Origin of the sequence: Nostoc sp. 'Peltigera membranacea cyanobiont' 213, assembly GCF_002245975.1 — a bacterium.
Lineage (GTDB): Bacteria > Cyanobacteriota > Cyanobacteriia > Cyanobacteriales > Nostocaceae > Nostoc.
In genome coordinates this window covers 1-24,177 of record NZ_NOLI01000122.1, presented here as the reverse complement: position 1 = coordinate 24,177, position 24,177 = coordinate 1, and the positions used below count along the sequence as shown (strand labels likewise).

Here is a 24,177-nt window from a genome sequence, read left to right as displayed (position 1 = left end):
CTGGGTATGGAAGTAATGCACGAGCGCAATGCTCACAACTTCCCTCTAGATTTGGCTGCTGGGGATCTTGCTCCTGTAGCTCTTACCGCTCCTGCTATCAACGGTTAATTCTGAAGTTTAGCTAAATCAAAAAGCGCTCTCCTGAAAAGGAGGGCGCTTTTTAGTTTGAATTGTAATTGTAAAGATAAACAGTGCTTTCCAAAGGGAGGCGTTTTTCTTTTATTGGGACTTGTGCATAAATTCATATTTGTTCACTGTATATATAAATAATAAAGATTGCCAGATAAATAGGAGCGCAGAAATGACCGTCTCTGACTTAGTTAGTGCTGTTAAACAATATCATATAACGCTCACAGCACTCGAAGCAGCAGTGACGACACATCCATTACCACAACAAGTTATGGATGTTCTGATAGCAAGGGATGAAGTTTATGCAGCACGGACTGCTAAAACTCAAACTGATAAACAAAGTCTGATGATGGTCATCTCACTAGATGAGCGCTTAAAAAAACAAGGCGAGTTGATTACAAAGCTGGTTAAACTAGCTGACTGGCGTGCTATTGTGCATCCACCCGCAGAAGCTTGGTGGTGGTTTCTGGAACCTCCTACAAACCGATGGGACAAATTTGATTGGCTGTGGAGTGCTGGGAGTGTGACATTGCTCACAGCTAGCCTCAGCTTGGTGGTTGATATTTCCTCACGCTTTTTAACTGGTGTACCAGATACGCTAGGAGCCTTTACAATCACAACTCAGAGCGTGTTAACTCTTTTGGCTGCTGGGGGCGCACTGACAAAAACTGGACAGGAATCGATTGAGCGCCTTCTCAGCAGCCTCAATATTCCGAAACATTTCCAGAATGAGGTTAAGTTTGGTTTTGCGTTACTGCTGTTTTTGTGTCTCTTTAGCTTTCGTTTTTCTTTACCGAAGATTGCTACTTTTTACTACAACCAAGGAGAGCAAGACTATAAGGCAAATCGATTAGCCAGCGCCCAGTCAAACTACAGTAGGGCAATCAAGCTTAACCCAGACGATCTGAAAACTCACCACAGATTAGGACAACTTTACGAAAGACTACAAGATTTTGATCGTGCCCGCACTGAATATCAAATTGCTGTACAGGGCGATTTCGGAAAAGGATACAACAACCTAGCTCGCTTGTATATTCTGGACAAAAAATATCCCGCAGCTATTGCCTTGCTTAAAGAAGCTCAACTACGAACAAAAGACAATCAAGACAAGGAGTTACAGTATGGTCTGCTCAAAAATTTAGGTTGGGCACGACTGGAGCAAAAACGCTACGTAGATGCGGAAAACAACCTTCAAGAAGCTATTAACTTGACAAGGGATCGCGCACCTGCTTACTGTCTGATAGCACAAATCAGGGAACGCCAGAATGACAAGAAAAAAGCGGTTTTAGAGTGGGAAAAATGCCTTGCGTATGCTATTGAGTACAATCCTGATGAGGATGGATGGATTAGTATGGCACAACAATGTTTGAAAGTTAAACAGTGTTTGGAAATTAAAAAAGGAGATGATTAATAATGCAACACAAATTCTATATTTTGAAGATTTTAACCCTAATACTTGCAATTTCTGTGTGGTGGATGAGTGAAAATTTAAATATAACTGCGGTGCAGGCGTTTGCAGCATCGAGCCAAAATATCGGACAAATCATCAGTGTTAATAACGGTATTGTAGAGCGTAAGCAACCCGGTGATATAAAGTGGCAAAAAGTTGGAGCTAATACAATTCTAAATTTTGGTGATTTACTCAGGACAACATCAAATCGAGGAAAAAAGGTAGCAGTTAAAATTAGCTGTACTAATACTTTGTTACCCCCTTGGATTTTGTCTGGCAATAATCCCGCAGTAGGCGTAGCTAATAAATGTCTACCTCCAGATATTGACCCAAGCTCTGGAAAAACCATAGATTTTTGAGCTAGATTTCGGAAAAAACATAGATTAAATAAATTAAACCACCAGGTAAACCGTATTCGCCCGCTTCTATTTACCTTCGATATTGTCCTAAAAATGTCATCATAGTTAAGGTAAAAACATTCTGGAGACAAGACAACGGTTTACGCACGCCCTTTAGCACGGTTAATTGAGCAATTGCAACGTCTGCCGGGAGTTGGCCCTAAATCTGCCCAACGGCTGGCTTTGCATATTTTGAAGCGTCCAGAAGCAGAAGTAGAGGCTTTAGCACAAGCTTTAATTGAGGCAAAAAAACAGATCGGTTTGTGTTCTGTTTGCTTCCACTTATCTGCTGAACCTGTTTGTGAAATTTGCCGGAATGCCAATCGGGACAACAAAACTATTTGTGTTGTAGCAGATCCCCGCGATGTGATTGCGCTGGAAAAAACCCGCGAGTATAAAGGCAAGTATCACGTTTTGGGCGGGGTGATTTCGCCAATTGATGGAATTGGGCCAGAACAGTTGACTATACTGGCTTTGCAGCGACGGGTGAATCAGCAAAAGCCTCAAGAAGTGATTCTGGCAATTAGTCCGAGTGTCGAAGGGGAGACAACAACACTATATATAGGTCAGCTACTGAAACCATTTACCAAGGTGACGCGGATTGCCTTTGGTTTACCTGTAGGTGGTGATTTGGAGTACGCCGACGAATTGACCCTAGCAAGGGCATTGGAAGGACGTAGGGAGTTAGATTAGCGACATACTGTGAAACAATATGCTTTATAAAATCCCCTAAATTTATGGGGATTATCTTTTTTCTTTTTATTTCTCAACTGACGAATTATTTTGATTAAGTTTCAAAGGATTAATTTGGTTTACCTGTAATCGTAAATGCTGCCCAGTAGTAAGGATGATTATAAAGATTTTTATCTGATGCCATCTTACTATTTCTATATAGTTGTGTCGCTAAATAAGTTTGAATTCGTAATTCTTCAGGATGGAGATTATTCAAGATATCTTCATACCATTTTGTCAGTTCTCCAGCCGTTAGTTCTTTGAGCCATAGTGTTGCTTCAGCTAAGGCAGTAACTGCTGATTTATTAGGCTGTAATCTCCGGTAAAACTCTATCATTACTAAGGCACTAGCTGAAGATTCTACACTCCAAAGAGTACTCACTACATGAGGGACACCGTGACTCACTAAACCACTGGCTAAACTCACATATTCACTACTGGTAGTGTAGTTACTAGTACTTAAGTTTTCACAGGCAGAGAGAGTAATAAGATTGTAACTTGCTAGATTTTGTTGGACGATTTCATCTAGAGTGAGTTTGTCTTCACCTGCTAGTGCTAATTCTGACTTTTTGGGTTCAGCTAAATTATTAGTAACATGCCCCGTAAAATGAAAGATATTGTAACTATCAAAAAATGCATTTTCTACAACATTTTTTGTAGCTTCTACTCCCTGAATTCGTTGGATATTATTGAACATCTGGCTAACAACTTCAGACTCCAGTTTAGCAAATTTTCCTGTAGGATAAGCTGCACTTTCAGGATGTTCGACACTGAGCAATAACTGATTTTGCCACTGCCAAATATCTTCAGTTCTGATTGATAAACCTGTTTGGGCACTAGGCAGATAGGTAACAGTGAAATTTGACTCCACATTCGGCAACTCTTCTTGAGATGGGGAAGAGAGATGGAAAAGGGTATGAATGGGCAATCTGTACAAGTCGCGGTGAGGAATTAAAACTAGTTGGGTGATGCCTTCGAGTTCCTGGGAAATTGTGGAAATATTCAATATCCCATATAACTGCACCAGTTTCTGTTCCATATCCACTCGCCAAGAATGCTGGCTTTTACTTTCTTTGTCTTGGGCTGTGGTGCGATATTCTTGGTATTGGTGATGCCAATCTTCGAGCCAAGTTTCAAATTCAATTAGGCGTTGCACTGCTTCGGGTAAAGGCAATTCGTTTAGACGGATAGCGTCTTCTCCTAAAGGTATTCCCCCAGCATCTTGCATGGGTGTAAATAGGAGGATTGGTGATGGCGCTTGGTCTTTGAGAATGAAAGTATGGAGGGCGACTGGACTAATATGCCAGTAAATAATTGCTGTTGTAGGATTGAATAGTTCTTGAATTGCACCATAATAGGGCGAGTAAATATTATCATTCCAGCCAGAAATTAGCCAGTTTAAACAAGCATTTTTGCCTTGTTCGGCAATTTCCCAGGCTTCTACTAAATCACCAGACTCTACTGCTAAATCAACTGCCAATTGATCGAAGCCTGCAAATTTCAAAGCTAGCTGTTTTTTACTTTCGGATGAGCGAGTTTCTTCACTCAGCAATTGTCGCAATAAATCTGTACCGCGTTGCAGCAATTCTTGGACTTGTGTTGTTTGTCCCAAACCCATCAAGACTTTGCTTAGAGATTGCAAAACCTCTAGGTGGAACTGGGGAAAATATTCTAGTGTTAGGGTTAATAGCGCCTGATGGTATTCAGATGCAGCTTTGCGCCAATAATCGCGGGGATTAGTATGTTTTTTGCCTTGCTCGTAGTAGGTATTAGCGATCGCCAAATGCAATCTACCCCAACCTTCTGGGTGGGTATCTGTTCGCAGATGCTTTAATCCTTCTTCGTAGCTGGCTAGTTTTCCTTCGTAGCTTCCCTGCTGCAAGTCGGGATTTGTCGCTGTGATATTACTCGACATCAGCAATGCGTCAGAATTTACTAAATTACCGATCGCAGTTCCCCGACCAATCCAAGCTTCCCAATAATCTTGTTTAATTTCCAAAGCGTTGTCATAACAGACAATCGCTTGAGTAAATTGTTCTAAATAAAACAGCGCTACTGCCTGATTATACCAAGCTAGGTGGAAGTCGGGTTTAATGGCAATCGCTTGTTGATAGGAGGCGATCGCTTCTTGGCGACGACCTAAGTTGTCTAAGGCTATACCTCGGTTGTACCAAGCTAAGTAGAAGTCGGCTTGAACTGAAAGGGCTTTATCCCAGGAAGCGATCGCTTCTGACCACCTTCCCAAATTAAACAGCACTACACCCCGATCTATCCAAACTTCGTGATACTCTGGGTTAATTTCTAGCGCCTTATCGTAGGATATAATTGCCTCTGCAAATTGTTCGCCTACAGCTAGGGCTATGCCTCGGTGATACCAGTTTTCCTGGTCTTCTGGTTCCAAATACAGGGCTTGGTCATAACTAGCAATCGCTTCGGGTAGCCAACCTAACTTCAGCAGCGCCAAACCTTTGCTAGACCACGCTTCTTGGTAATCTGGCTTGACTTCTATGGCTTTGTCAAAAGATGCGATCGCTTCTTCAAAATATCCTAATTCTCCGAGAGTTCCACCCCGGTTGTACCAAGCCTTGTAGAAGTCGGGTTTCAGTTCTATGGCGGTTTCGTAAGATGCGATCGCTTCTTCAAAACGTTCTAAATGGAACAGTGTCAAGCCTCGATTAAACCAATACTCTGAAAATTCTGGTTGAAGTTCAATAGCTTGGTCGTAAGATGCGATCGCGCCTAACAAATCTCCTGTTTTCGCTTGCTGAAGACCTTGGTAAAACCACCCTTGAGCGTGGGTAATCGGATTATCGCTATGTCGCTCAATAGTCCCAGGAGAATTACTGCTTTGAACTGCCAAGTTAGAAGCAAGTTGCTGGACTAAATTGGTACTCTGATCCAATCTCACCCACAACTCATCTAATGTATTAGCCACATTTGGCTCTAAATTTGTCAAAGCGTTATCCCAGGTTTCCACTGAGGGAGAAGTTGTTAATTCAGTTCTTTGTCTCGTAGAAAGGAGATTTGCTCCTGTTGTACTTTGAATAACTTCTTCATCATCGAACCTCACTTGGGCTAATGAGGTGATTGAATCTTCCTTGGCGGGGAGAGGAAGATTTTCGGGTATTGTGGTTTGGGCTTCTTCCCTTTCATACTCCAATACCAATTCCTCTGAATTCTCGGTGAATCTTTCCTCAAAAGAAGCATTTTCAGGCGCTGACGCGATCGGTTCAACATCTGGTACATCATCATATTCCCATAATTGCTCACCTAAGCTACGGATTAGCTCTTGCCCAGGCGAAGTTGGGATAATTTCTTCATCGGAAGTTAGGATAATTTCTTCATCGGTTGTGATTTCTACAACATCTGGCTCATCAGACTCCCATAACTGCTCGCCTAAATTGCGGATCAGTTCAAGCCCTGGAGTAGTTTCTATGACATCTGGCTCATCATACTCCAATAACTGCTCACCTAAGTTGTGGATCAGTTCTTCCCCAGGAGTGATTTCGACCCCATATTCTTCAGGAGTGATTTCTAAGTCCTCTTCGGGATAATTCTCCTCATACTCTATCTGTGTAGGTGAGTTTTGCATCATTCGGATGCCAATGTCATAAGCAACATCTCCAATTCTGCCAACACCAAGTTCCCCCAATTGCACCATCTGGGCTGCTAAAAGAGGATTCGGTGTAGGTGAAGCTAGCAAGCTTTCGCCAAATATCACCAACCAATCTATCCAGCGTTCAGCCGGAATCCGATTTTCGACCCGTTGCAGATACCTCAATGCCCACTGTCGTCCTCGTGCTTGATGCACGCCTTCCAACAATTGGATAAACAATTGTTCTAGATCGGCATTGGTTAGTTCTGGTAGTACACCCACCAGATTGTGTCCTCTCGCACCCTTGAGAGAACTACCCTGCTTACTTTCAATGAGGCGCTTTAAAAACCTTTTAAGCGACTGCGATATCCGCCTGAGCATCTGCCACACTATTGGATTTTGTTTTTCTAGATTGTAGCCATCGTTGTGTTAAAAAAGTCATCAATTACGTAAAAATCCATTAGATCGGGACAGCGCTTCCGTCGCAGGTTAGCAAAAAATATACAAACATTCAAGAGTACAGTATTACAACGTTACAATTTCCCGATTCGATTAATTTTCTGTTTGCTCTGTAGTAGATTGACCAGCAGGATATAATTGCTCGATCAATGCCTGGACAAGCACTTGTGGATCGTCTGTCTCAACGGCAAGTTGTTGAGCAATCTGCTGGCGTAAGTTTTCATCGTCCTGCAACATCACAAACAACTCTTCTAGGGTGACAGTTTGGTATTCTCCCTCTGGGGGATTCTGTGGTGCATCTGCTGACTCTGATGTGGGGGCGGTTGGCTCAGATGGTAAAATCGTGCTAATCGCATCTGGCCCTTCATATTCCCAAATTGGTTCGCCTTGATTGCGTGTTAACAACTGCATCCCAATACTATGGGCGACATCTCCGATTTCTCCGATGTTCAACTCACCCAGTTGTACTAACCGCGCAGCGATTTCATTATTGGGTGTAGGTGATGCTAGCAATTTTTCGCCAAAGCGCTCTAACCACTCAACCCAGTCTTCAGTTGTAATCCGATGTTCAATATTATGCAGCCACTTTTGCGCCCAGGCTTCCCCTCGTGCCTGATGTACTCCTTGCAACAGCTCCGTAAAGAGAAATTCCAGATCCGTATCGCTTAGGGGTGGTGCTGGTTCTTTTGGGATATTTCCTCTAGATTTTGAGGTAGTCTGTTTTCCACCAAACAAGCTCTGAAAAAGCTTTTTGAGCCATTGAAATAGCCGCTTGAGCATCTGCTGCACCATCGAGTTTTGCTTATCCTAAAATTGTAGCGATCGCACTGGACTATGGCGTTAGTTCAGTCAATAAAACGTATAGTCATTACTCATTAGTCATTAGTCATTTGTCAAGAGTTATTTTCCCCTGCCCCCCAATCTTAAATAGAACAAATGTACTAAATGCTATGCTATAATTCCGATACGTTGATGTTGAAATCATAGTCAAGAATATGATCTGGTTGCTTGCTTTCCTGAGTGCCAAAATTGACGGCATTAGTTGAGTGTAAGCGCTATGGCAATATCGATAAACAAAGCAGGTACGAGAGTTTAAAATAATTGAATCCTAAACTCGACTCGGTGCTACTTATTCACGTTGAAAGGCATTGAAGTCTATTTTTCCATGTCTTACGAACCCCTGCACCACAAATATCGCCCCAAAAGTTTTGCTGAACTGGTGGGACAAGAGGCGATCGCTACTACCCTCACGAATGCGATCGGCACATCCAAAATTGCCCCCGCCTATTTATTTACTGGGCCAAGAGGTACGGGGAAAACTTCTAGTGCCCGCATTTTGGCTAAATCTCTCAATTGTCTCAAAAGCGATCGCCCCACTGCGGAACCCTGTGGCGTGTGTGATGTTTGTCAGGGAATCACCAAGGGCTACGCCTTAGATGTAATTGAAATCGATGCCGCTAGCAACACTGGTGTCGATAATATCCGCGAGTTGATTGAAAAAGCCCAGTTTGCTCCTGTGCAGTGTCGTTACAAGGTTTATGTAATCGATGAATGCCACATGCTCAGTACCCAGGCATTCAACGCGCTACTTAAGACCCTAGAAGAACCACCGAAACACGTAGTTTTTGTATTGGCGACAACAGATCCGCAACGGGTGTTACCAACGATTATTTCACGCTGTCAAAGGTTTGATTTTAGACGCATTCAATTAGAGGCGATGGTTAAGCATTTAAGTGCGATCGCATGTTATGAAAGCATTCATATTTCACCTGAAGCTGTAACCCTCATAGCCCAACTTTCTCAAGGCGGGTTGCGGGATGCCGAAAGTTTACTCGATCAATTGGGTTTGTTGGCGGGTGAAGTGACACCAGATAGAGTTTGGGATTTGGTGGGGACGGTAAGCGAACAGGACTTATTGGGGCTTTTAAATGCGATCGCTCAAGATAAACCGGAAGCGGTTCTAGACTGTACTCACTACATTTTAGATCGTGGTCGAGAACCCCTAACTCTCCTGCAAAATCTTGCGGCCTTCTACCGCGATTTACTCATTGCCAAAACTGCACCCAACCGCCACGATTTGGTTGCTTGTACTCAGCAAACCTGGACGGCGCTGGTTGAGTTTGCCCAATACTTCGATATGAGCGTGATTTTAGCGGGACAGCAACACCTGCGAACATCGGAAGTGCAAATTAAAAATAGCACCCAGCCGCGCTTATGGTTGGAGGTAACATTACTAGGATTGTTACCCAGTGCGACGAATATTCAGCTACAAGCACCAAGTGTCGCACCGCGAGTTAACTCACCGGCTGTATCTCCTAGCTATCCTTCAGCAGTTCCCCAAAATCATGCAGTCTCTTCTTTACCAGTAGCTGAACCACAAACAATTCATAATTCTCCAAACCATCATGTAGCGACTGCTCAAAATCAGCCCGTTGCTTCATCTCCAGTAGTTGAACCGCAAACAAATCATAATTCTGCTGTTAACTCAGTTTCACCACCAACCCCAGAACCTGTAGCTGTACCTGTGTCGCCTGCGAACGTTGAACCAGTAACTTCAGAAGTTGTTGGAGAAGCACAATATGATTTAACTCAGGTTTGGCAACAGGTGCTGGCTAACCTTCAGCCCAAATCAAGGCAAGAAATGCTACGTCAAATGAGCCAACTCGTAGAGTTTGACGGTGTTGTGGCTCGAATTGCGATCAAACAGGCATGGTATGACAAGGGAAAATCTTATCTACCGATGATTACGGCGGCTTTCCAACAGACTTTCCAGCGTGAAATTCAGATCGATATAGAAAAAGGAACTTCTTCAAACTCTACTTCAGCTAAAAAAAATCCCCCCCCAAAAGACTCTAGTCGCGTTCAGCAACCACCTACTCCCAGTTACAACCAGCAAATTTCGCCTCCAGCGCCAGTACCACAGCCAGCAACGCCACCACCAGCACCACTAAAAACTGAGCCGGTTGCAAGAAATGGAAATGGGACAAATGGAAATGGGGCAAATGGAAATGGGGCAAATGGAAATGGGGCAAATGGAAATGGGGCAAATAGAAATGGGGCGCAAACTTTGCCTCCATCGCCACAGCGAACACCTGCACCTGATTGGGAAGTTGATGAAGTAGCGATCGCAGCTCAACGTCTGGCAGTATTTTTCAACGGAGAAATTATCCGCTTTGCAGATGATTTCCCAGAATTCTCCGATTCCATAATTACACCTGAGTGGATAGAAGAATCAGAAGTTGATGATGAATAAAAAAATGCAAAATTACCAACAATAATTTTGCATTTTGAATTTTGAATTTTTAATTCCCCAAAGGGGCTATTCCCCATCCCCCGTATGCAATGTTTTCACCCATTTTAGGCGCTTTGGTCTTACCGACATGCGGGCAGTAGTACTGCTCATGACAACTAGCCAGTGCAACATATATAAACTGCCACGCATAGTTTGCACTAGCATCAGCAAATATGTAGAAAGTGAGAATTTCGGATCTTGACGGATGCGCCTTAGACCTGTATACATTCCCACCATCGACATGGTAACGGACAAGCCTGTAATGGGACTTAACATTGGTGGACGATGACGCGCGATCGCCATTAACAAATCTGGTACTGCTGCTGTAGGTAAGATATACATAATCAGCATAAAAATCAGCAAATCCCAGCTTTTGCGCCATCCCATGCGGTTTTTGAGAATTAAATCCCAGTAATCTAGATAGCGTTGATAACCGCCTTCTGCCCATCGGTTGCGCTGATGCCAAAGTGCGATCGCATTTGTCACACCTTCTTCTTGCACTGGTGGATGGAAAACACACTCAATATCCCATTTATCCAAATGTAAGCGGATTGTCAAATCCAAATCATCGGTAATGGTTTCCTCATTCCAGCCACCGCAGCTTTCCAAGGCTGAACGCCGGACAAATTGACCATTGCCCCGCAGTTCGCCAATACCACCAAGGGCAGTGCGCTGTTGCTGAAACCAGGTATCAAGGGCCATTTCGGCCATTTGCCCCTTAGTCCAAAAGTTTTCTTTAGCGTTGGCGATCGCTTTTCGCACTTGCACCGCCCCCACTTTTTCTCTTTGAAATAAAGGTATTACTTGTTGCAGCATATCTGGTGCAACTTGGGCATCAGCATCAAATACTGCTATGATGTCGCCCTTTGTCAGTGGCAACACCTGATTCAATGCCCCTGATTTGCCGCCACTCGCTTCTGCTGAACGCCTGAGTACTTTCAGTTGGTTGTGTTTTTGCTCTAGTTCTGCTAGTAAATCCGGCGTGCGATCGCTGCTGCGATCGTCAATTATCCAGACTTCATACTGCCCACCTGGATATTCCAGATTACAAAGATTTTTGACTAATTTAGTAATTACTGCTTCCTCATTTTTCGCAGCTACCAGCACAGATACAAAGGGCAAATCTCCCTGTATTTCTTTTGGATAGCGACGGGATTTAGTAAACACTACCACCAAAGCATGAAATCCTAGAATGGTGGTCAGTCCTAGAATAAATATAGAAGCCCAAGAAACTAAATGTAGAGCGATCGTGCCACTCCAGACAACGGTCAAGACTAGAGCAGCCTTACGTCTACGACCTTGAAACCGGGATGGTAGAGACATAGGATCTGTCTCTAACACTGACTCCTCATCTACTGATAGGTCAGACAACAAGGAGTTGAGCGGATCAAGCTCTTGATAAGAATCTTCTTCGGGCCAGGAATTCGCTGGCATAGGTTAGGTTGCTTGATTCAAAAACCAGTATTTGTCTACAGTTAGTAATTTTACGGACAAATATCCCTAAGCTACTTTTCCCGATTTCAATCGGAATGGGCAAACTGCAATACCCGCTATCCCTAAGCCAAAAGCTGCTGAGACTACCTTTGTTGTCACTGCCACTCTGGGTAATTACTTAGCATTAACCACGTTTCCTACTCTTAGACAGAGGCTTGATTCCTTTAATAGCCACTTGGGCAGGAAGCTTGTAGAGTCTGACTTTCTCCAATGAGAATTCCGGTTTAGGCAAAGTGATACCAAGATAACAGCAGCTTGTTGTTGGGAGAAACAGCAATAATAACATCCACAACTTTAATAGTGGGGATTTTTCATGTTATGTTATTGCGCCCAGCTTCGATCGAAGTTAAGGCAGCCTTATTCTAACTGAAATTTTAATATTTCTTAGCAGTAACTTCATTTAGAGGCATTGGGATTATAGAGAGGTGACAGGTGACAGAGAATTACCTATCACCTGTCAGTTATTCCCTTCTTCACTGACCACTGTGTGCTTTAGACACATCTTTTGGGAACACTACTAACATCCACTAATATCCCTAGTTGCCAACTAACTTGAGGAATATTTAACAATGTCTATTGAGCAACTCCAGCCTGCTACTCAACAACAAGCCAGTGTTTACTTACCTTACGTTCAGGGCACTAAGCGCAATTTCTTACCCTATGCCATCAGTCTTTATCAAAAAGGGGTTTTGGAGGGACACCGAAAGATAGAGGCTAGTGAACATATACCCTTCGTAGCCTCCTGGAATGTTGCCACTTTACCCTCAGACTTAACCCGTTGCCGAATTCAGTTTGATGGCAATGCCGATCTGAGTTACGAACTAATGATGGCTAGTTTCGAGTTTATTAATTTTTTAATTGAAGTTATGGAAAACTATAAACGCCATCGCTTGACCGATTTTTCACAACCGTTTTACCGCAAGTTACTGCGTATAGACGATTAATTAAACTCAGCCGAACTAGCAAAGTTCGGCTCGTTTTTAAAACTACTCTGGATTATGAAATTTATCAACTTCTAACTTTAAAAACATCTTCTTATGAAGATGTTTTTAAAGTCTAATTTATTACTCCCCAGGGTAAATATAAGTCTTGGCTATACAAGACTTTACGTACCTCCGCAGGTTAAGCAAACCCTTGATTTTGTATTAGTCCACCTCTGTGAACTAAGTTTTGTGTAGTAGCGACTTCTAATCGCCCAATATTTTCTTAGGGCAGATGTCTTTTTTTCGTTTCAAAATCATACCAAAACCAGCTACCAGAAAGGTTCCGAGAATGCTAGCGGGTTCTGGAATAGAAGTTTCATCAATAGGTACTTTGATTCTTAAATTCGCCAGAGTAGCGTTAGTGATGGTCAAGGATGTTACAGTTGGCGAACCTGGGATATCAGACTGGAAATCAAAGACTGTGGGAGTTAAGCTACCATTGCGTAGGCGTAGCCCGTCGTAGACATCGCTATATCGCACCCCATATCCAGCCACTTCAAAAGTCCCCTGATACTGCTTTCCGGTGTCTGGATCGGTAACAGTACCAGTGTATAAGGCTTTTATGAAATTAAATTCATCCTGAACTACTCCTTGAAATTTGGTTCCTGCCAATTGTCCTTGGTATTTATAGGGAGTCAACTGACCACCAGAGAGAACCGGCGATGTCAGAACACCATCAAAGGAGACAAAGGGAATACCTTTAAAGTCAACAAAGTAATGCAGACTTCCATCAGAGCGTGTTTCTACCTGTAAATAATCTGACTGGTATACAGGAACATAATTAGGATTATTATTAGTACCTAAGTTCCGGTAATAAGTTCCAGTGTCATCCGTATCAATACGAGTAATACTGTTATTGAAATTGGGATTATTTCTAGGAAGTTCGATTGTTCCTGATAATGTACCAGTGCTTTCAATTGTGATGAATTGAGCAGCCGAAGCACTTGCTCCACTAAAACCGATGATTGCTGCTGCTAAACAACTGCTGCTAACAAATGCACAACCTAGCTTAGTCCCTGATGAACTTACTTTCATTAACAATTGGCTCCTTGAACCGCCGATAAAAACACACCTAATAAGCCGAGATTTATTTAAAATGTTTCTCAGGCACGATTTATTATTCCCAAGCTTGTGGTGGAAGTTTCATCAGCAACAAAAAGCCTTGTTAATGCCGATCTTTATTCTTGTGTTTGCGGAGCGTGTCGGAGACAATCACCTCATAATGGACTTCCAAATAAAAAAATAACCAATCGCTGCATAAGAGGTTGAATGAACAAGTTTTTCGCTGTGAGTTTGGGCACTTTTAGATTCCCCCTAGCCCTTAAAAGGTGGTCGCCGCAGGTGGGGGGATCTTATCCGAACCGTATTGATATGAGTCCTATAAATAGTTAAGACAATAGAAAGTTTACCCTTGCGCGTCTGCTAGAGAGCATCTTGATTCCTGGATTCAGAATTCTGGATTTGGAATTCTGAATCAAGAAACTTGTATATCTTGGAGCTTTGCCACCATTTCTGCACGCGCCGAAACCTTCAACTTACGAAACATCCTCTTCAAAGCTTGTTTGACGGAATTTTGCGTAATCCAAAGTTTTTCCCCAATTTCTGCGTTTGTTAACCCCTGTCCGACTAACTCGGCAATTTGTAACTCCCGCGCTGTTAGAGGACTTACTAAAAGGGAATGGGATATTTTTGGTTTTGTCCGCAGAGTTGCCATTTTTGCTGACAAATGAATGCATAAGGCACTCAAATCGGCTAAATCGTTGCCATTAAAAGCAGGATTTCCCTTATCACGAGCTAAGTTAAGCGTTCCGACAAGGCGACCATCGCAAACAATTGGCCCAGTCATTACGTGTTCGTGATCGGAACGCGAACAAAAATGCTTCCAGTCTTTTGGTGATAATAACAACTGCTCATGGGCGGGAGCATGACGCTCAACCACGTAGCGCCCGACTGGATTGCTTTCTAAGCATACTGCTGGAATACCTTGAACATCGATTTCAGATGTTGGTTGCTCATCTAGGAAATAAATGCCCCAATTTTGCACGCCAAAATGCTCACCAATTTTATCCGTGAGAGCTAGCCTTAATTCTTGCTCATTTTGGACATTGGCGATCGCATGAAATATGGCGTGGAGAGAATTAACCATAAGTGTAAAGTGTACCCAGTTGGGGACTATCCAAGCCTCAACAATTACTTCTATGCTAATACCAAGGAAACTAAAACGCTAATTACAGTAGCGACTAGGAGAAGCAACATGACAGTTACACAACTCTCTGCTCAGGAACTTTTCCGGGCTGCTTATGAGAACCGCTATACTTGGGACAAGAATTTCCCAGGCTATACTGCAAATATTACCTATAAGCATGAGGATAAAGTTTTTACAGGCAAAGTTATCATCAGCGCTAATCTCAAAGCCGAAGTTTTGGATGTAGATGACGAGTCGGCCAAACAGGCAATTCATGGTCAAGCATGGGAGATAGCAATTCACCGTATCCGCCGCAGCTTTGAAGACACCCACAGCGCCAATACATTTAGCTATGGTAAAACTGACGAAACTGGTGCAGTTGAGCTTTTAATGGGTGGTAAGGCTGAGGGCGATAAATATAAAGTTCGCAATAATGAAGTATGCCATGTTCACCGTCTAATCCACGGTACTTTTGTGACAATTGACACCTTCAGCAGTCATGACACTGGAGAAGGCTACCTGTCCCATACTTATGACTCTGTGTATCATGACCCCAAAACTGGGGAACAAAAAGGCGGTAGAAGCGAATTTATCGATGAATATGAGAAAATTGGTGACTATTTCATCCTAAATCGTCGGGAGATTCGCACCGAGACAGCAGGACAAGTATCTACTCAAGAATTTGTCTTCTCTGACATCAAATTGTTGGAACCTGTTGCTGCTTAAGCTTTCTTTGGGAATTTAAACATTAGCGTAGGCACAGCCCCCCGCAGGCAGTGCCTGCGCTAATTTTTAATATTTTAAGCAATATGCGATCGCCTTAATTTCAATCAAAATATAATATTATGTATTAAGTAAAAATAAGTTGCCAGCCAATAATAAAAATTGCTATATCCGCAAAAATATGACTGATGTATCCAATCCAAATTGAGCGATAGGTTAAGTAGCACCACGACCATACTACTCCTGCAATAAACACGCCCAATGAGCATAATATAGTCGTTTTCCAATCGAAGTAGGCTGATAGACCTACAACGTGATGAATTGTAAAAAATAGCCCACAGATTACTACAGCCAAAGGGGAAGTTACTAATATTTCACATTTGCGGTACACAAACCAACGCCAGACAAACTCCTCAAGCAAAGAATTTATGAATATCCAGTATGCTGCGCCTACTAAATAAATAGTAAAACTATTCAATCCAACCTGATTTGCTTTATCTCGAACATATTCAACATCTATCCACTGTGCGCCCAGGAGCCAATAAACAATCAAGATTATGGATAGCATCAATAGTCCTAATCCGGCTCCAACTAACAAATCGCGTCCCTTCGGATATTCAAATTTTAAATTCTCTTTATCGATAAATAACAACCAAATAATGGGTATAGCTAGCAACCATATTTTAGATAAAAGAGCTATTGAATGTCCTATTATTCCAGGGAGGATGTAAAGTTCGGTTGCAACACCAATGCTAGGAATTGGCACAAGCAAAACTAGAGCTAGTAGTGCATTTAAATTGGGGCTATCTTTCAACATGCAAAGCTTTTCCTGTATTTCGATGCTTTAAATTTTTCCTAATATAGGAATCCTATTTAATTTTTGAGAAAAATCAGTACAACTCAAAGAGCCTTTTTTGCTGTTGCCTACTACACAAATAAATTCAAAAATCAAAGCGGACTTCTATATATGCGAAGTATAAAACTTTAGTACTACAATCGGAATTAAACCAGGTGACACTTTGTGCGTCGTCACATAATTTTATTAACTCTGACATTTTTTTAAAATTCAGAGATTACTATGGCTATATGAAGGTAAGGGACTTCCAAATAAAAAAATATCCCAAATTTTCTTGTGGGATGGGCAAGATGCCCGTCCCCAATATTAGGACGGGCAAGATGCCCGTCCCACAAATGAATAATTTATTTCTTGGAAAGCCCTAAGAGCCATTATGCTCTCCAAACTCATTAACAAAATGGAGTGCTAAAAAGCACTCCATCGCTACAATATTATTCTTCTGTTAGCTAACCGAACTCGAATTACTGAAAAATAATGAGGTGGAAATTAGAACCATTTTTGTGACCACTTAAGTCACAATATAAGGCGAGTTAATCGCCGCTACACGACCAGCATCTAGCAAAGCTTGATATACCATAACTGTTACCTCAGCGCGTGTTGCATCGCGGGTGGGATTAAATTGTTTGAGGTTTGGGTGATTGACAATAATCCCCTTGTCTATAGCTTTTACGACCTCATCTTTAGCATAATCAGGAATCTTTGCTTGGTCATCAAAAGCTTTGATAGACGCTGTACCATCAGCAGATAATCCCAACCCATTCACTAGGGAGACAATCACTTGCACGCGCTGGATATTTTTGTTGGGGCTAAAGGTATTGTCAGGAAAACCAGAGAGAAATAAACCTTGATATGCCTGTTGAATTACTTTGGATGCCCAAAATTCTGCTGGAACATCTTTGAATTTGATTGCGGGGCGATTTGGTGGTGGGTTGAAAGCTTTTACCAGTAATGCGGCATATTGCGCCCGTGTCATTGTAGCATCAGGTTTAAATGTGCGATCGGGAAAACCATTAACTATCCCCAATTTGACTAATTCCCGAATAAACCCACCAGCCCAATGATTACTAATATCAGTTAATTCGATAGTGGGAGTTGGCGTTGGCGTTGGAGTTGGCGTTGGCGTTGGCGTTGGCGTTGGAGTTGGTGTCGGTGTTGGTGTGGGAGTCGGAGTTGGAGTTGGAGTTGGAGTTGGTGTTGGTGTTGGTGTTGGCGTTGGCGTTGGAGTTGGCGTTGGAGTTGGTGTCGGTGTTGGTGTGGGAACCGAACTATCTGCAAACTCTATGTTTCCTGTAACTTTAGACGCATTTATTTTATTTCCCACAGAAACCAGCTTATTGGAACTGGCATTTTGCAAATCGAATTTACCGTTATTTTGTAGAGTATTCCCTCCTGGACTATTGGTACTGCCGATATCTGGTAAGGCAGTTCCAATTACTGTGATGCCATCGTCAGTGTTATTTTCGCTGACATTGTTACGCAATACAGGGCGAGTACTACCAGAGATAACAATTCCAGAACGGTTTTCTGAAAGTTTGTTATCTCGAAGTATGGGTGATGCAGTATCACTAATGGCGATGCCAAAACCAGTTTTGATACAGGTATTACCTTGAATTTGACCTTTGGAATTTTTAGCGATCGCAATTCCATTGGCTGCATTCTCTCTGAATACATTATTTAGAATAACTGGGTTAGCGTCACCTGTAGCAAATACTCCCTCCCGCTTACAGTTGATGAAGGTGCTATTGGCAACAGTCGGAGCCGTTGATTCAATCCAGACACCACTACCACGGCTAGCCGAATTTGTTACAGTCACCCCCCGTAATTCAGCCTTGTCTGACAGCACAAATGTGACATTTTGACCAGCAAAAGTACGGCTCAGGTAGCTACCACTCCCTTCAATCAAAATACCATTACCAATGTTTGTTTCATCACCTACTACTGTCACACCCGATGGAACAGTTAGCGGAAAAATTTCACCGCTAACAGCATTATAATTACCATTTGCTAGTTGAATTTTGGTTTTATCTGTAGCTACCTTAAGGGCTTGAGTAATAGTTTTGAACGGGGCTTGTTGGCTACCAATGTTGGTATCACTACCTGATACTGGATTTACATAAAAAGTCTGAGCCATATTTATACTTCCAAAAAATACATAGCTATCCTAACGCTAACCATGAAACTGGGTAGCGGTTGATGCATTAAGTAACTTAAAGTACTTCTCACTGCAAAGTTAAAAAATTATGCCAATAAAAAAGTCAGTACATTAATTTAAGTTAATATTTTATACATAATGTTAAGCAAATTTAGAGAATATCACCCAAGCTAATTGAAAGGTTTACGGCGACTGGATATTTTAATAGAATAATCTCATTAAAAGATTCGCAGAAATATCAATGGACTGGATTACACTACTGCGATCGCTACAGTCTGATTTTATTAAAAGGTTAACATCTGGTTGTTTGCTCCATTGTGAAACAGAAGGTCAACATAGTGAATTAACTATAATCTCTGGAGAAAGATTAAAGGCACTACGGGAATTTTGCTGGTTGATGGCTGAGAAATATAAGCGTGTTTCGCCAGTCCGTGACGTTTTTATCAGCTATCTCAAAGGTAAATTGGGTGAGGAAGTTGTCAAAGAACGTTTAGCAGATTTTATTACCGAAGTCGATTATGAAAAGCGATTCGGCGGCGATGGCAATATAGATTTTACCTTGACTTCTGACGCATCTATTGGTATAGAAGTTAAATCTCGTCACGGTAATATTGATAGAGTTAGATGGTCAATTAGTTCTGAAGAAGTTGAAAAAAATGCAGTTGTAGTTTGCATTTTTATTCAAGAAGATGTGAGTGAAGCACAATCTCAGTATCACCTTTTTTTGGCTGGCTTTCTGCCAACCCGGATGATTAAATTAAAGACTGGTAAAATTTCCTTTGGGATAGACCAATTACTGTATGGTGGTGGCTTACTTTGTTATTTAGAACAGTTACAATCTTCTCTAAATAACTCTTCTCGGCAACAGGCATCAGTTTACAAATATCTTCCGAAACCGGAAATTTTGTCTAAGCCAGCTAATAATCAGCTGCTCAAATCTTTTTTTCAACCTGAATATAGTAATGAAGATTTAAATGTACTTTTTGTAAAATTGGGAGATGAATGTTTTGAGAAAGGGGAATATCCCAATGCGATCGCTAACTATACTAAAGCGTTAAAAGTAAAATCTAGCGATATTGATTTATATTATAAACGAGGTTTAGCTCATTATCAACTAGGAGATTATGAAGCTGCGATCGCAGATTATTCTCAGGCAATCTATATAAATATTCATGATGCCAAATCTTACAATAAACGAGGTTTGGCTCTATCTCAACTGGGGCGATTAGAAGAAGCAATTAATGATTATACAGAGGCTATCAGAATTAACCCTAATGTTGCTGTTGCTTATAAAAACCGGGCTGAAGCTCGTTCTCATGTAGGAGATAACCAAGGAGCAATTGAAGATTATACCCAAGCGATTAAAATTAACCCTCATTATGCTGATGCTTATAAAAATCGTGGAATTGCTCGTTATTTATTAGGTTCTCAGTCGATATTTCCCCAAGCAATCAAGATTAATCCTCAAGATGCTATAGCTTATAAAAAACGTGGTAATGCTCGTTCTGATTTAGGAGATTTTGAAGGAGCAATTGAAGATTATACTCAGTCAATTCAGATTAATCCTAATTATGCCGATGCTTACTACAACCGTGGTAATGCTCGTTCTGATTTAGGAGATTTTCAGGGAGCAATTGAAGATTATACTCAAGCAATCCAGATTAATTCAAATTATGCCGATGCTTATTACAATCGTGGCAATATCCGTTTAGAAATAGCAGATAAACAGGGAGCAATTGAAGATTTTCAAAAAGCGGCCGACATCTATCGGAAAGAGGGTAAACTAGAAGCGCTCAAAAATACACGAGAAAGAATATTAGATTTAGAAATCGAAGAATCATTAGATATTTTAAAATTCTAGGCAATTAATTTATTGTAGAGACGGCGATTCATCGCGTCTCTTGCCTGAACGATAAATTCAGAACCCCGACTTCTTAAATAAGTCGGGGTTCTAATGGATTCGCTTACTTAACTCAAAAAATCGTTCCAGTTTCTTTCAAATAAACCCGTGTAAATGGTTCATCTTCAGCCAAAGTATAATCTTCAATCAACCCTTTACGACGGACAGAGATACTGTTACCTTTTCTAATCACCACAGTAGAACTATCAAAGACATCCCGCGCCAGGATCATTTCAGTTTCGGTGGGATTATCCAAAACGACGATATTACTACTCTGGTAAAACATCCCGTCTTCATCTAAGATTTCTTCCGCATACTCGGCAATTAGCAAATCAAGTTTGGGATGACGCAGCAAAGTTTGGACGTTGCTATTGTAGTTTTTGCCTAATACTTTTTTCGAGCGATTCACAAAAACTGCATCACGACAAACGGCCCCTATTGTCAAGTCGGGATGTTGCAAAAGGATATGGTCAATGGTTTCTTGCAGTTCTTCGACTGAGATTTTATTAAAGGTAATAATCGGTATCCTCGCATCTGTACCCGACTCAAAAAAGGTTTCTAAAATATGAGAAGGTACATCAACACTTTCACCTTCAGAAGGTTTAAGATGCATTAAAACTCCCGGTGCAGCATTGATTTCTAGGATAGCGAAGTTACTCGATTTCCAAGATTCTGCGAGACTTTTGGTAATGACATCAATCCCCAGACAAGTCAGTTGAAAGTGTTGAGCAATATCTTGCGCCAAAATAATATTGTCAGCATGAACTGTTTGGGTTGCATCAATGCTCATACCTCCGGCTGAAAGATTGGCAACTTTACGCAGATAAACAGTGCGTCCCTTCTCAATCACGCTGTCTAACGATAAGCGCTGTTCCTCTAAGTAGAGTTGCATCGCTTCATCAACCTGAATTTTACTCATGGGTGAGGTAGGCGTGTCTAAACGTGCAGGTTTGCGGTTCTCTATACGGATTAATTCTGCAAGCGTTAAGTAGCCATCACCGACAACCGATGCTGGACGGCGTTCTGTGGCGGCGACAAATCTGCCATTGACACACAACATGCGAAAATCCGAGCCAGAAATACTTTTCTCAACAATTATCCGAGTTAGTTGATCTTCAGGAATCGCGGCTAATGCCCTGTGATAAGCAAATTCCACTTCTTTTGAGTCTTGTACGTCAGCCGTAACGCCAATTCCTTTGTGACCTACCACTGGCTTAACCGCCACTGGGTAGCCAATTTTTCTTGCCGTGGCTAAGGCTTCTTTTTCAGTAAAGACGATATCGCCTTCAGGGACTGGGAAACCCAAGGTTTTTAAAAATGCCTTGCAGTCATCCTTACGGGTGGTGAACTCCGAATCTAAATGACTATCACAGTTAAATGTTGTCGCTACTCCCCGGACATGTTTTTTTCCAAAGCCGTATTGCATTAATCCTTCTTCCCACAAATAAAAGGCGGGAATACCTTTTTCGTAGGCTGTTCGCAATAGAGCGTAGACCGTCGGGCCACCATAGACGGATGCGCGGAATCTATTTTGCAGCCTCACTAGCTGCTCATCAAAGTTAAAGTCCTCGTTTTGGGTAACGGCTTCAAACCAATCCCAAACAAAATAAGCTACTTCTCTAGTTGTGCGTTCGTGTAGTGATTGGACGCTAATTCGCACGAAGTCTGGATATGGTTTAACACTCCAATGGTTAAGGTGCAAATCCATGTCCAGTTTTCCGACTTCGGACACAACTTGGGCAAACAGATGGGCATGGGATTCGTAACTTTGGCTGCCCAGATTTGGATAGCGATCGCCTATGCTTGCAATATAATCTTCAATGGGCAAAGGCTCTCTAGAGTCAATTAGAGCAAAGTCAAATACTAGCGCCCCTGTATCTAAATAGGGGTTGGGCCCAATGTAATGCTTGAAGTTGAAAATATCGAATACATCCGTTCTTCTAGCATTAATGCGGACTAAATCACTGCTTTTTTGTAGAACCATTGATTACGAACCTTTGGCTAAACACCCTGAAATTTCTATGCTGAGTTATCGTTACTCAGACTTATTGATTGTAGGTTGCTTCACATTCATTTTAGAGAGTGATGGCAAAGCCATTGATCTAATCAGAACCTACATTAAGCCTATTAGTAAGCATTTTTAACTATCTCAAGGCATAATTAAATCCCCCTTCCTCAGCCAAGATAGTCACTTCATCCTCAAGAATAGTCAAAGATATAACCTTTGAAAGGTGCAATACCCATCACCAAGGTTGTATAAATAGATATGTGGTATTGAAAAGACAGCAAAGTATGAATAGCACACAAGCTGCTCTAAGAGATGAAATTCGAGAACTTGCTGAGGAAGCTTTTCACCAAAAGCTGATCTCTGGACATGGTGATGGGCCAGACTCAAATGAGTATCAAATTGTCTATCAAGGCAAACCTAGGCATCTCCCACTAGAACAAGCACGTTTTTTCTTGACTAACTTGCTCTACAGAAGTCGCATTCATTAAGACTCATAATCAGATATCTAATTGCACCCAGGTAGGGTTAATACCAACAATTACAAAATAAATTTTCAATCGGCAATTAGCAACATAGTCAACAACGCCTCTAGAAGATATTTTTAGAGGCACTTGCTCTTGGTTTTTATTTTAGTAAAAGAAATTAATTTTGAGGGGGAGCTATTTCTGTGTACTTTTCCTGAAAAATCTTTTGGTTTAATTGCGATGTCTAACGACAAGCCGCTTTGCGTCTACGGAAATTTTGATACTACCTTCTGTCAGGTAATCTACCACAGGGATGATTTGATAGTTGAGTATGTCATGGTTTAGTGAAATTTATTAACTCACATCAGGGGGCATCATAGTGGAAAGTAATCCCAAACGGCAGCTAGTAATTATTGGGGGAGCTGAAGATAAGGAAGGGGATTGCCAAATTCTGCGGGACTTTGTGCGACGCGCTGGCGGTACCAAAGCATACATTGCGATTATGACGGCGGCGACAGAATTACCAAGAGAAGTTGGAGAAAATTATATTAGAGTATTTGAGCGGTTGGGAGCTGAGAATGTTCGCATTCTTGATACAGAAACCCGCGAAGACGCATCTTCATCTACCGCATTGGAAGCAATTAATAAAGCAACTGGGATATTTTTTACCGGCGGAGACCAAGCTCGCATCACCAACATCCTCAAGGATACCGAAATCGATGTGGCGATTCATAAACGGTTTGGGGAAGGTATAGTTATCGCAGGCACAAGTGCCGGAGCGGCCGTGATGCCAGATAAAATGATCGTGGAAGGTGATTCGCAGACACATCCTCGAATTGAAACTGTCGAAATGGGCCCTGGTCTAGGCTTTTTACCAGGGGTGGTAATTGACCAGCATTTTTCCCAACGCGGACGCTTGGGACGCTTAATTTCAGCTTTAATACTAGAACCTGCTGTTTTGGGGTTCGGTATTGACGAAAATACCGCTATGGTCGTCACAGATAACCAAATTGAAGTGATTGGTGAGGGTGCGGTGACTATTGTTGATGAATCAGAGGCTACATACAACAATATGGGCGAAATCTTGAAGGATGAGTCTTTGGCGATTTTCGGAGCAAAGCTTCATATCTTGCCACATGGCTTCAAATTTGACTTGAAAACCCGCCAACCCATCCCCGGTAATCGCTCTGTGGCAAATCTCCCTGTATCTGTTGCTTAAATCAACACCCAATTTTTAATAGGTTTGATAATTAATACTTGTAGATTAGTGACATTTATCTTTTAACTGATTCGGCGGAATTCCCCGTCCCTCTACAGGGCGGGGATGGATAGCCGGACGACGACGAAAACACCTCCA

17 protein-coding genes and 1 pseudogene are annotated in these 24,177 nt (G+C 41.9%); 10 read left to right on the top strand and 8 right to left on the bottom strand.

Going from position 1 to position 24,177, the window contains the following annotated elements:
• From CDG77_RS25655 to recR, 4 genes and pseudogenes are all read left to right on the top strand, one after another.
• Nucleotides 1-108: pseudogene (locus CDG77_RS25655) on the top strand (photosystem II protein D1); the annotation flags it as partial.
• 193 nt (nucleotides 109-301) lie between these two features.
• Nucleotides 302-1,540, top strand: a complete 1,239-nt coding sequence (locus tag CDG77_RS25650) for a tetratricopeptide repeat protein (protein WP_094332159.1) — start codon at nucleotides 302-304, stop codon at nucleotides 1,538-1,540.
• A 2-nt stretch (nucleotides 1,541-1,542) separates the two neighbouring features.
• Nucleotides 1,543-1,938, top strand: a complete 396-nt coding sequence (locus CDG77_RS25645; protein WP_094332158.1) for a hypothetical protein — start codon at nucleotides 1,543-1,545, stop codon at nucleotides 1,936-1,938.
• 174 nt (nucleotides 1,939-2,112) lie between these two features.
• Nucleotides 2,113-2,670, top strand: a complete 558-nt coding sequence (gene recR, locus CDG77_RS25640; RefSeq protein WP_262985174.1) for a recombination mediator RecR — start codon at nucleotides 2,113-2,115, stop codon at nucleotides 2,668-2,670.
• A gap of 109 nt (nucleotides 2,671-2,779) precedes the next feature.
• Here recR and CDG77_RS25635 read toward each other — a convergent pair whose 3' ends face one another.
• The gene (locus CDG77_RS25635; RefSeq protein ID WP_094332156.1) at nucleotides 2,780-6,685 is read right to left on the bottom strand and encodes a CHAT domain-containing protein; all 3,906 of its coding nucleotides are present in this window, start codon (nucleotides 6,683-6,685) and stop codon (nucleotides 2,780-2,782) included.
• Nucleotides 6,686-6,856: 171 nt separating this feature from the next.
• The gene (locus tag CDG77_RS25630; RefSeq protein ID WP_181154509.1) at nucleotides 6,857-7,543 is read right to left on the bottom strand and encodes a hypothetical protein; all 687 of its coding nucleotides are present in this window, start codon (nucleotides 7,541-7,543) and stop codon (nucleotides 6,857-6,859) included.
• Between the two features lie 385 nt (nucleotides 7,544-7,928).
• Between CDG77_RS25630 and CDG77_RS25625 the strand changes: the two genes are divergently transcribed.
• Entirely contained in the window at nucleotides 7,929-10,016 is a 2,088-nt protein-coding gene (locus CDG77_RS25625; RefSeq protein ID WP_094332154.1) for a DNA polymerase III subunit gamma/tau, read from the top strand.
• 66 nt (nucleotides 10,017-10,082) lie between these two features.
• Here the strand turns inward: CDG77_RS25625 and CDG77_RS25620 are convergent, their stop codons facing one another.
• Nucleotides 10,083-11,489 (bottom strand): glycosyltransferase, encoded by a 1,407-nt coding sequence (locus tag CDG77_RS25620; protein ID WP_094332153.1) that lies wholly within the window; start codon nucleotides 11,487-11,489, stop codon nucleotides 10,083-10,085.
• A 629-nt stretch (nucleotides 11,490-12,118) separates the two neighbouring features.
• Between CDG77_RS25620 and ebsA the strand changes: the two genes are divergently transcribed.
• Complete coding sequence (gene ebsA / locus CDG77_RS25615) at nucleotides 12,119-12,493, top strand: type IV pilus biogenesis protein EbsA (RefSeq protein ID WP_094332152.1); 375 nt, start codon at nucleotides 12,119-12,121, stop codon at nucleotides 12,491-12,493.
• A gap of 243 nt (nucleotides 12,494-12,736) precedes the next feature.
• Here the strand turns inward: ebsA and CDG77_RS25610 are convergent, their stop codons facing one another.
• Nucleotides 12,737-13,567, bottom strand: coding sequence for a PEP-CTERM sorting domain-containing protein (locus CDG77_RS25610; RefSeq protein ID WP_094332151.1), 831 nt, complete (start codon nucleotides 13,565-13,567; stop codon nucleotides 12,737-12,739).
• Nucleotides 13,568-14,006: 439 nt separating this feature from the next.
• Nucleotides 14,007-14,678, bottom strand: a complete 672-nt coding sequence (locus CDG77_RS25605; RefSeq protein WP_094332150.1) for a LuxR C-terminal-related transcriptional regulator — start codon at nucleotides 14,676-14,678, stop codon at nucleotides 14,007-14,009.
• 108 nt (nucleotides 14,679-14,786) lie between these two features.
• Here CDG77_RS25605 and CDG77_RS25600 point away from each other — a divergent pair, with 108 nt between their 5' ends.
• Entirely contained in the window at nucleotides 14,787-15,443 is a 657-nt protein-coding gene (locus CDG77_RS25600; RefSeq protein ID WP_094332149.1) for a DUF3386 domain-containing protein, read from the top strand.
• Between the two features lie 124 nt (nucleotides 15,444-15,567).
• Here CDG77_RS25600 and CDG77_RS25595 read toward each other — a convergent pair whose 3' ends face one another.
• Together CDG77_RS25595 and CDG77_RS25590 are read right to left on the bottom strand one after the other, a co-directional pair.
• Nucleotides 15,568-16,257: a CPBP family intramembrane glutamic endopeptidase gene (locus CDG77_RS25595; RefSeq protein ID WP_094332148.1), complete on the bottom strand. Its 690-nt coding sequence runs from the start codon at nucleotides 16,255-16,257 to the stop codon at nucleotides 15,568-15,570.
• 547 nt (nucleotides 16,258-16,804) lie between these two features.
• On the bottom strand, nucleotides 16,805-18,427 hold the full coding sequence (locus CDG77_RS25590; RefSeq protein ID WP_094332147.1) for a DUF1565 domain-containing protein: 1,623 nt from the start codon (nucleotides 18,425-18,427) through the stop codon (nucleotides 16,805-16,807).
• 262 nt (nucleotides 18,428-18,689) lie between these two features.
• Between CDG77_RS25590 and CDG77_RS25585 the strand changes: the two genes are divergently transcribed.
• Complete coding sequence (locus CDG77_RS25585) at nucleotides 18,690-20,309, top strand: tetratricopeptide repeat protein (protein ID WP_094332146.1); 1,620 nt, start codon at nucleotides 18,690-18,692, stop codon at nucleotides 20,307-20,309.
• A gap of 112 nt (nucleotides 20,310-20,421) precedes the next feature.
• On the opposite strand, the gene CDG77_RS25580 is transcribed toward CDG77_RS25585, so the two are convergent.
• A complete protein-coding gene (locus CDG77_RS25580; protein ID WP_094332145.1) occupies nucleotides 20,422-22,332 on the bottom strand; it encodes an acetate--CoA ligase family protein in 1,911 nt (636 codons plus the stop codon).
• A 308-nt stretch (nucleotides 22,333-22,640) separates the two neighbouring features.
• Here CDG77_RS25580 and CDG77_RS25575 point away from each other — a divergent pair, with 308 nt between their 5' ends.
• Both CDG77_RS25575 and CDG77_RS25570 read left to right on the top strand, forming a co-directional pair.
• Complete coding sequence (locus CDG77_RS25575) at nucleotides 22,641-22,844, top strand: hypothetical protein (protein ID WP_094332144.1); 204 nt, start codon at nucleotides 22,641-22,643, stop codon at nucleotides 22,842-22,844.
• 352 nt (nucleotides 22,845-23,196) lie between these two features.
• Nucleotides 23,197-24,039: a cyanophycinase gene (locus CDG77_RS25570; RefSeq protein ID WP_094332143.1), complete on the top strand. Its 843-nt coding sequence runs from the start codon at nucleotides 23,197-23,199 to the stop codon at nucleotides 24,037-24,039.
• Nucleotides 24,040-24,177: the final 138 nt, after the last annotated feature.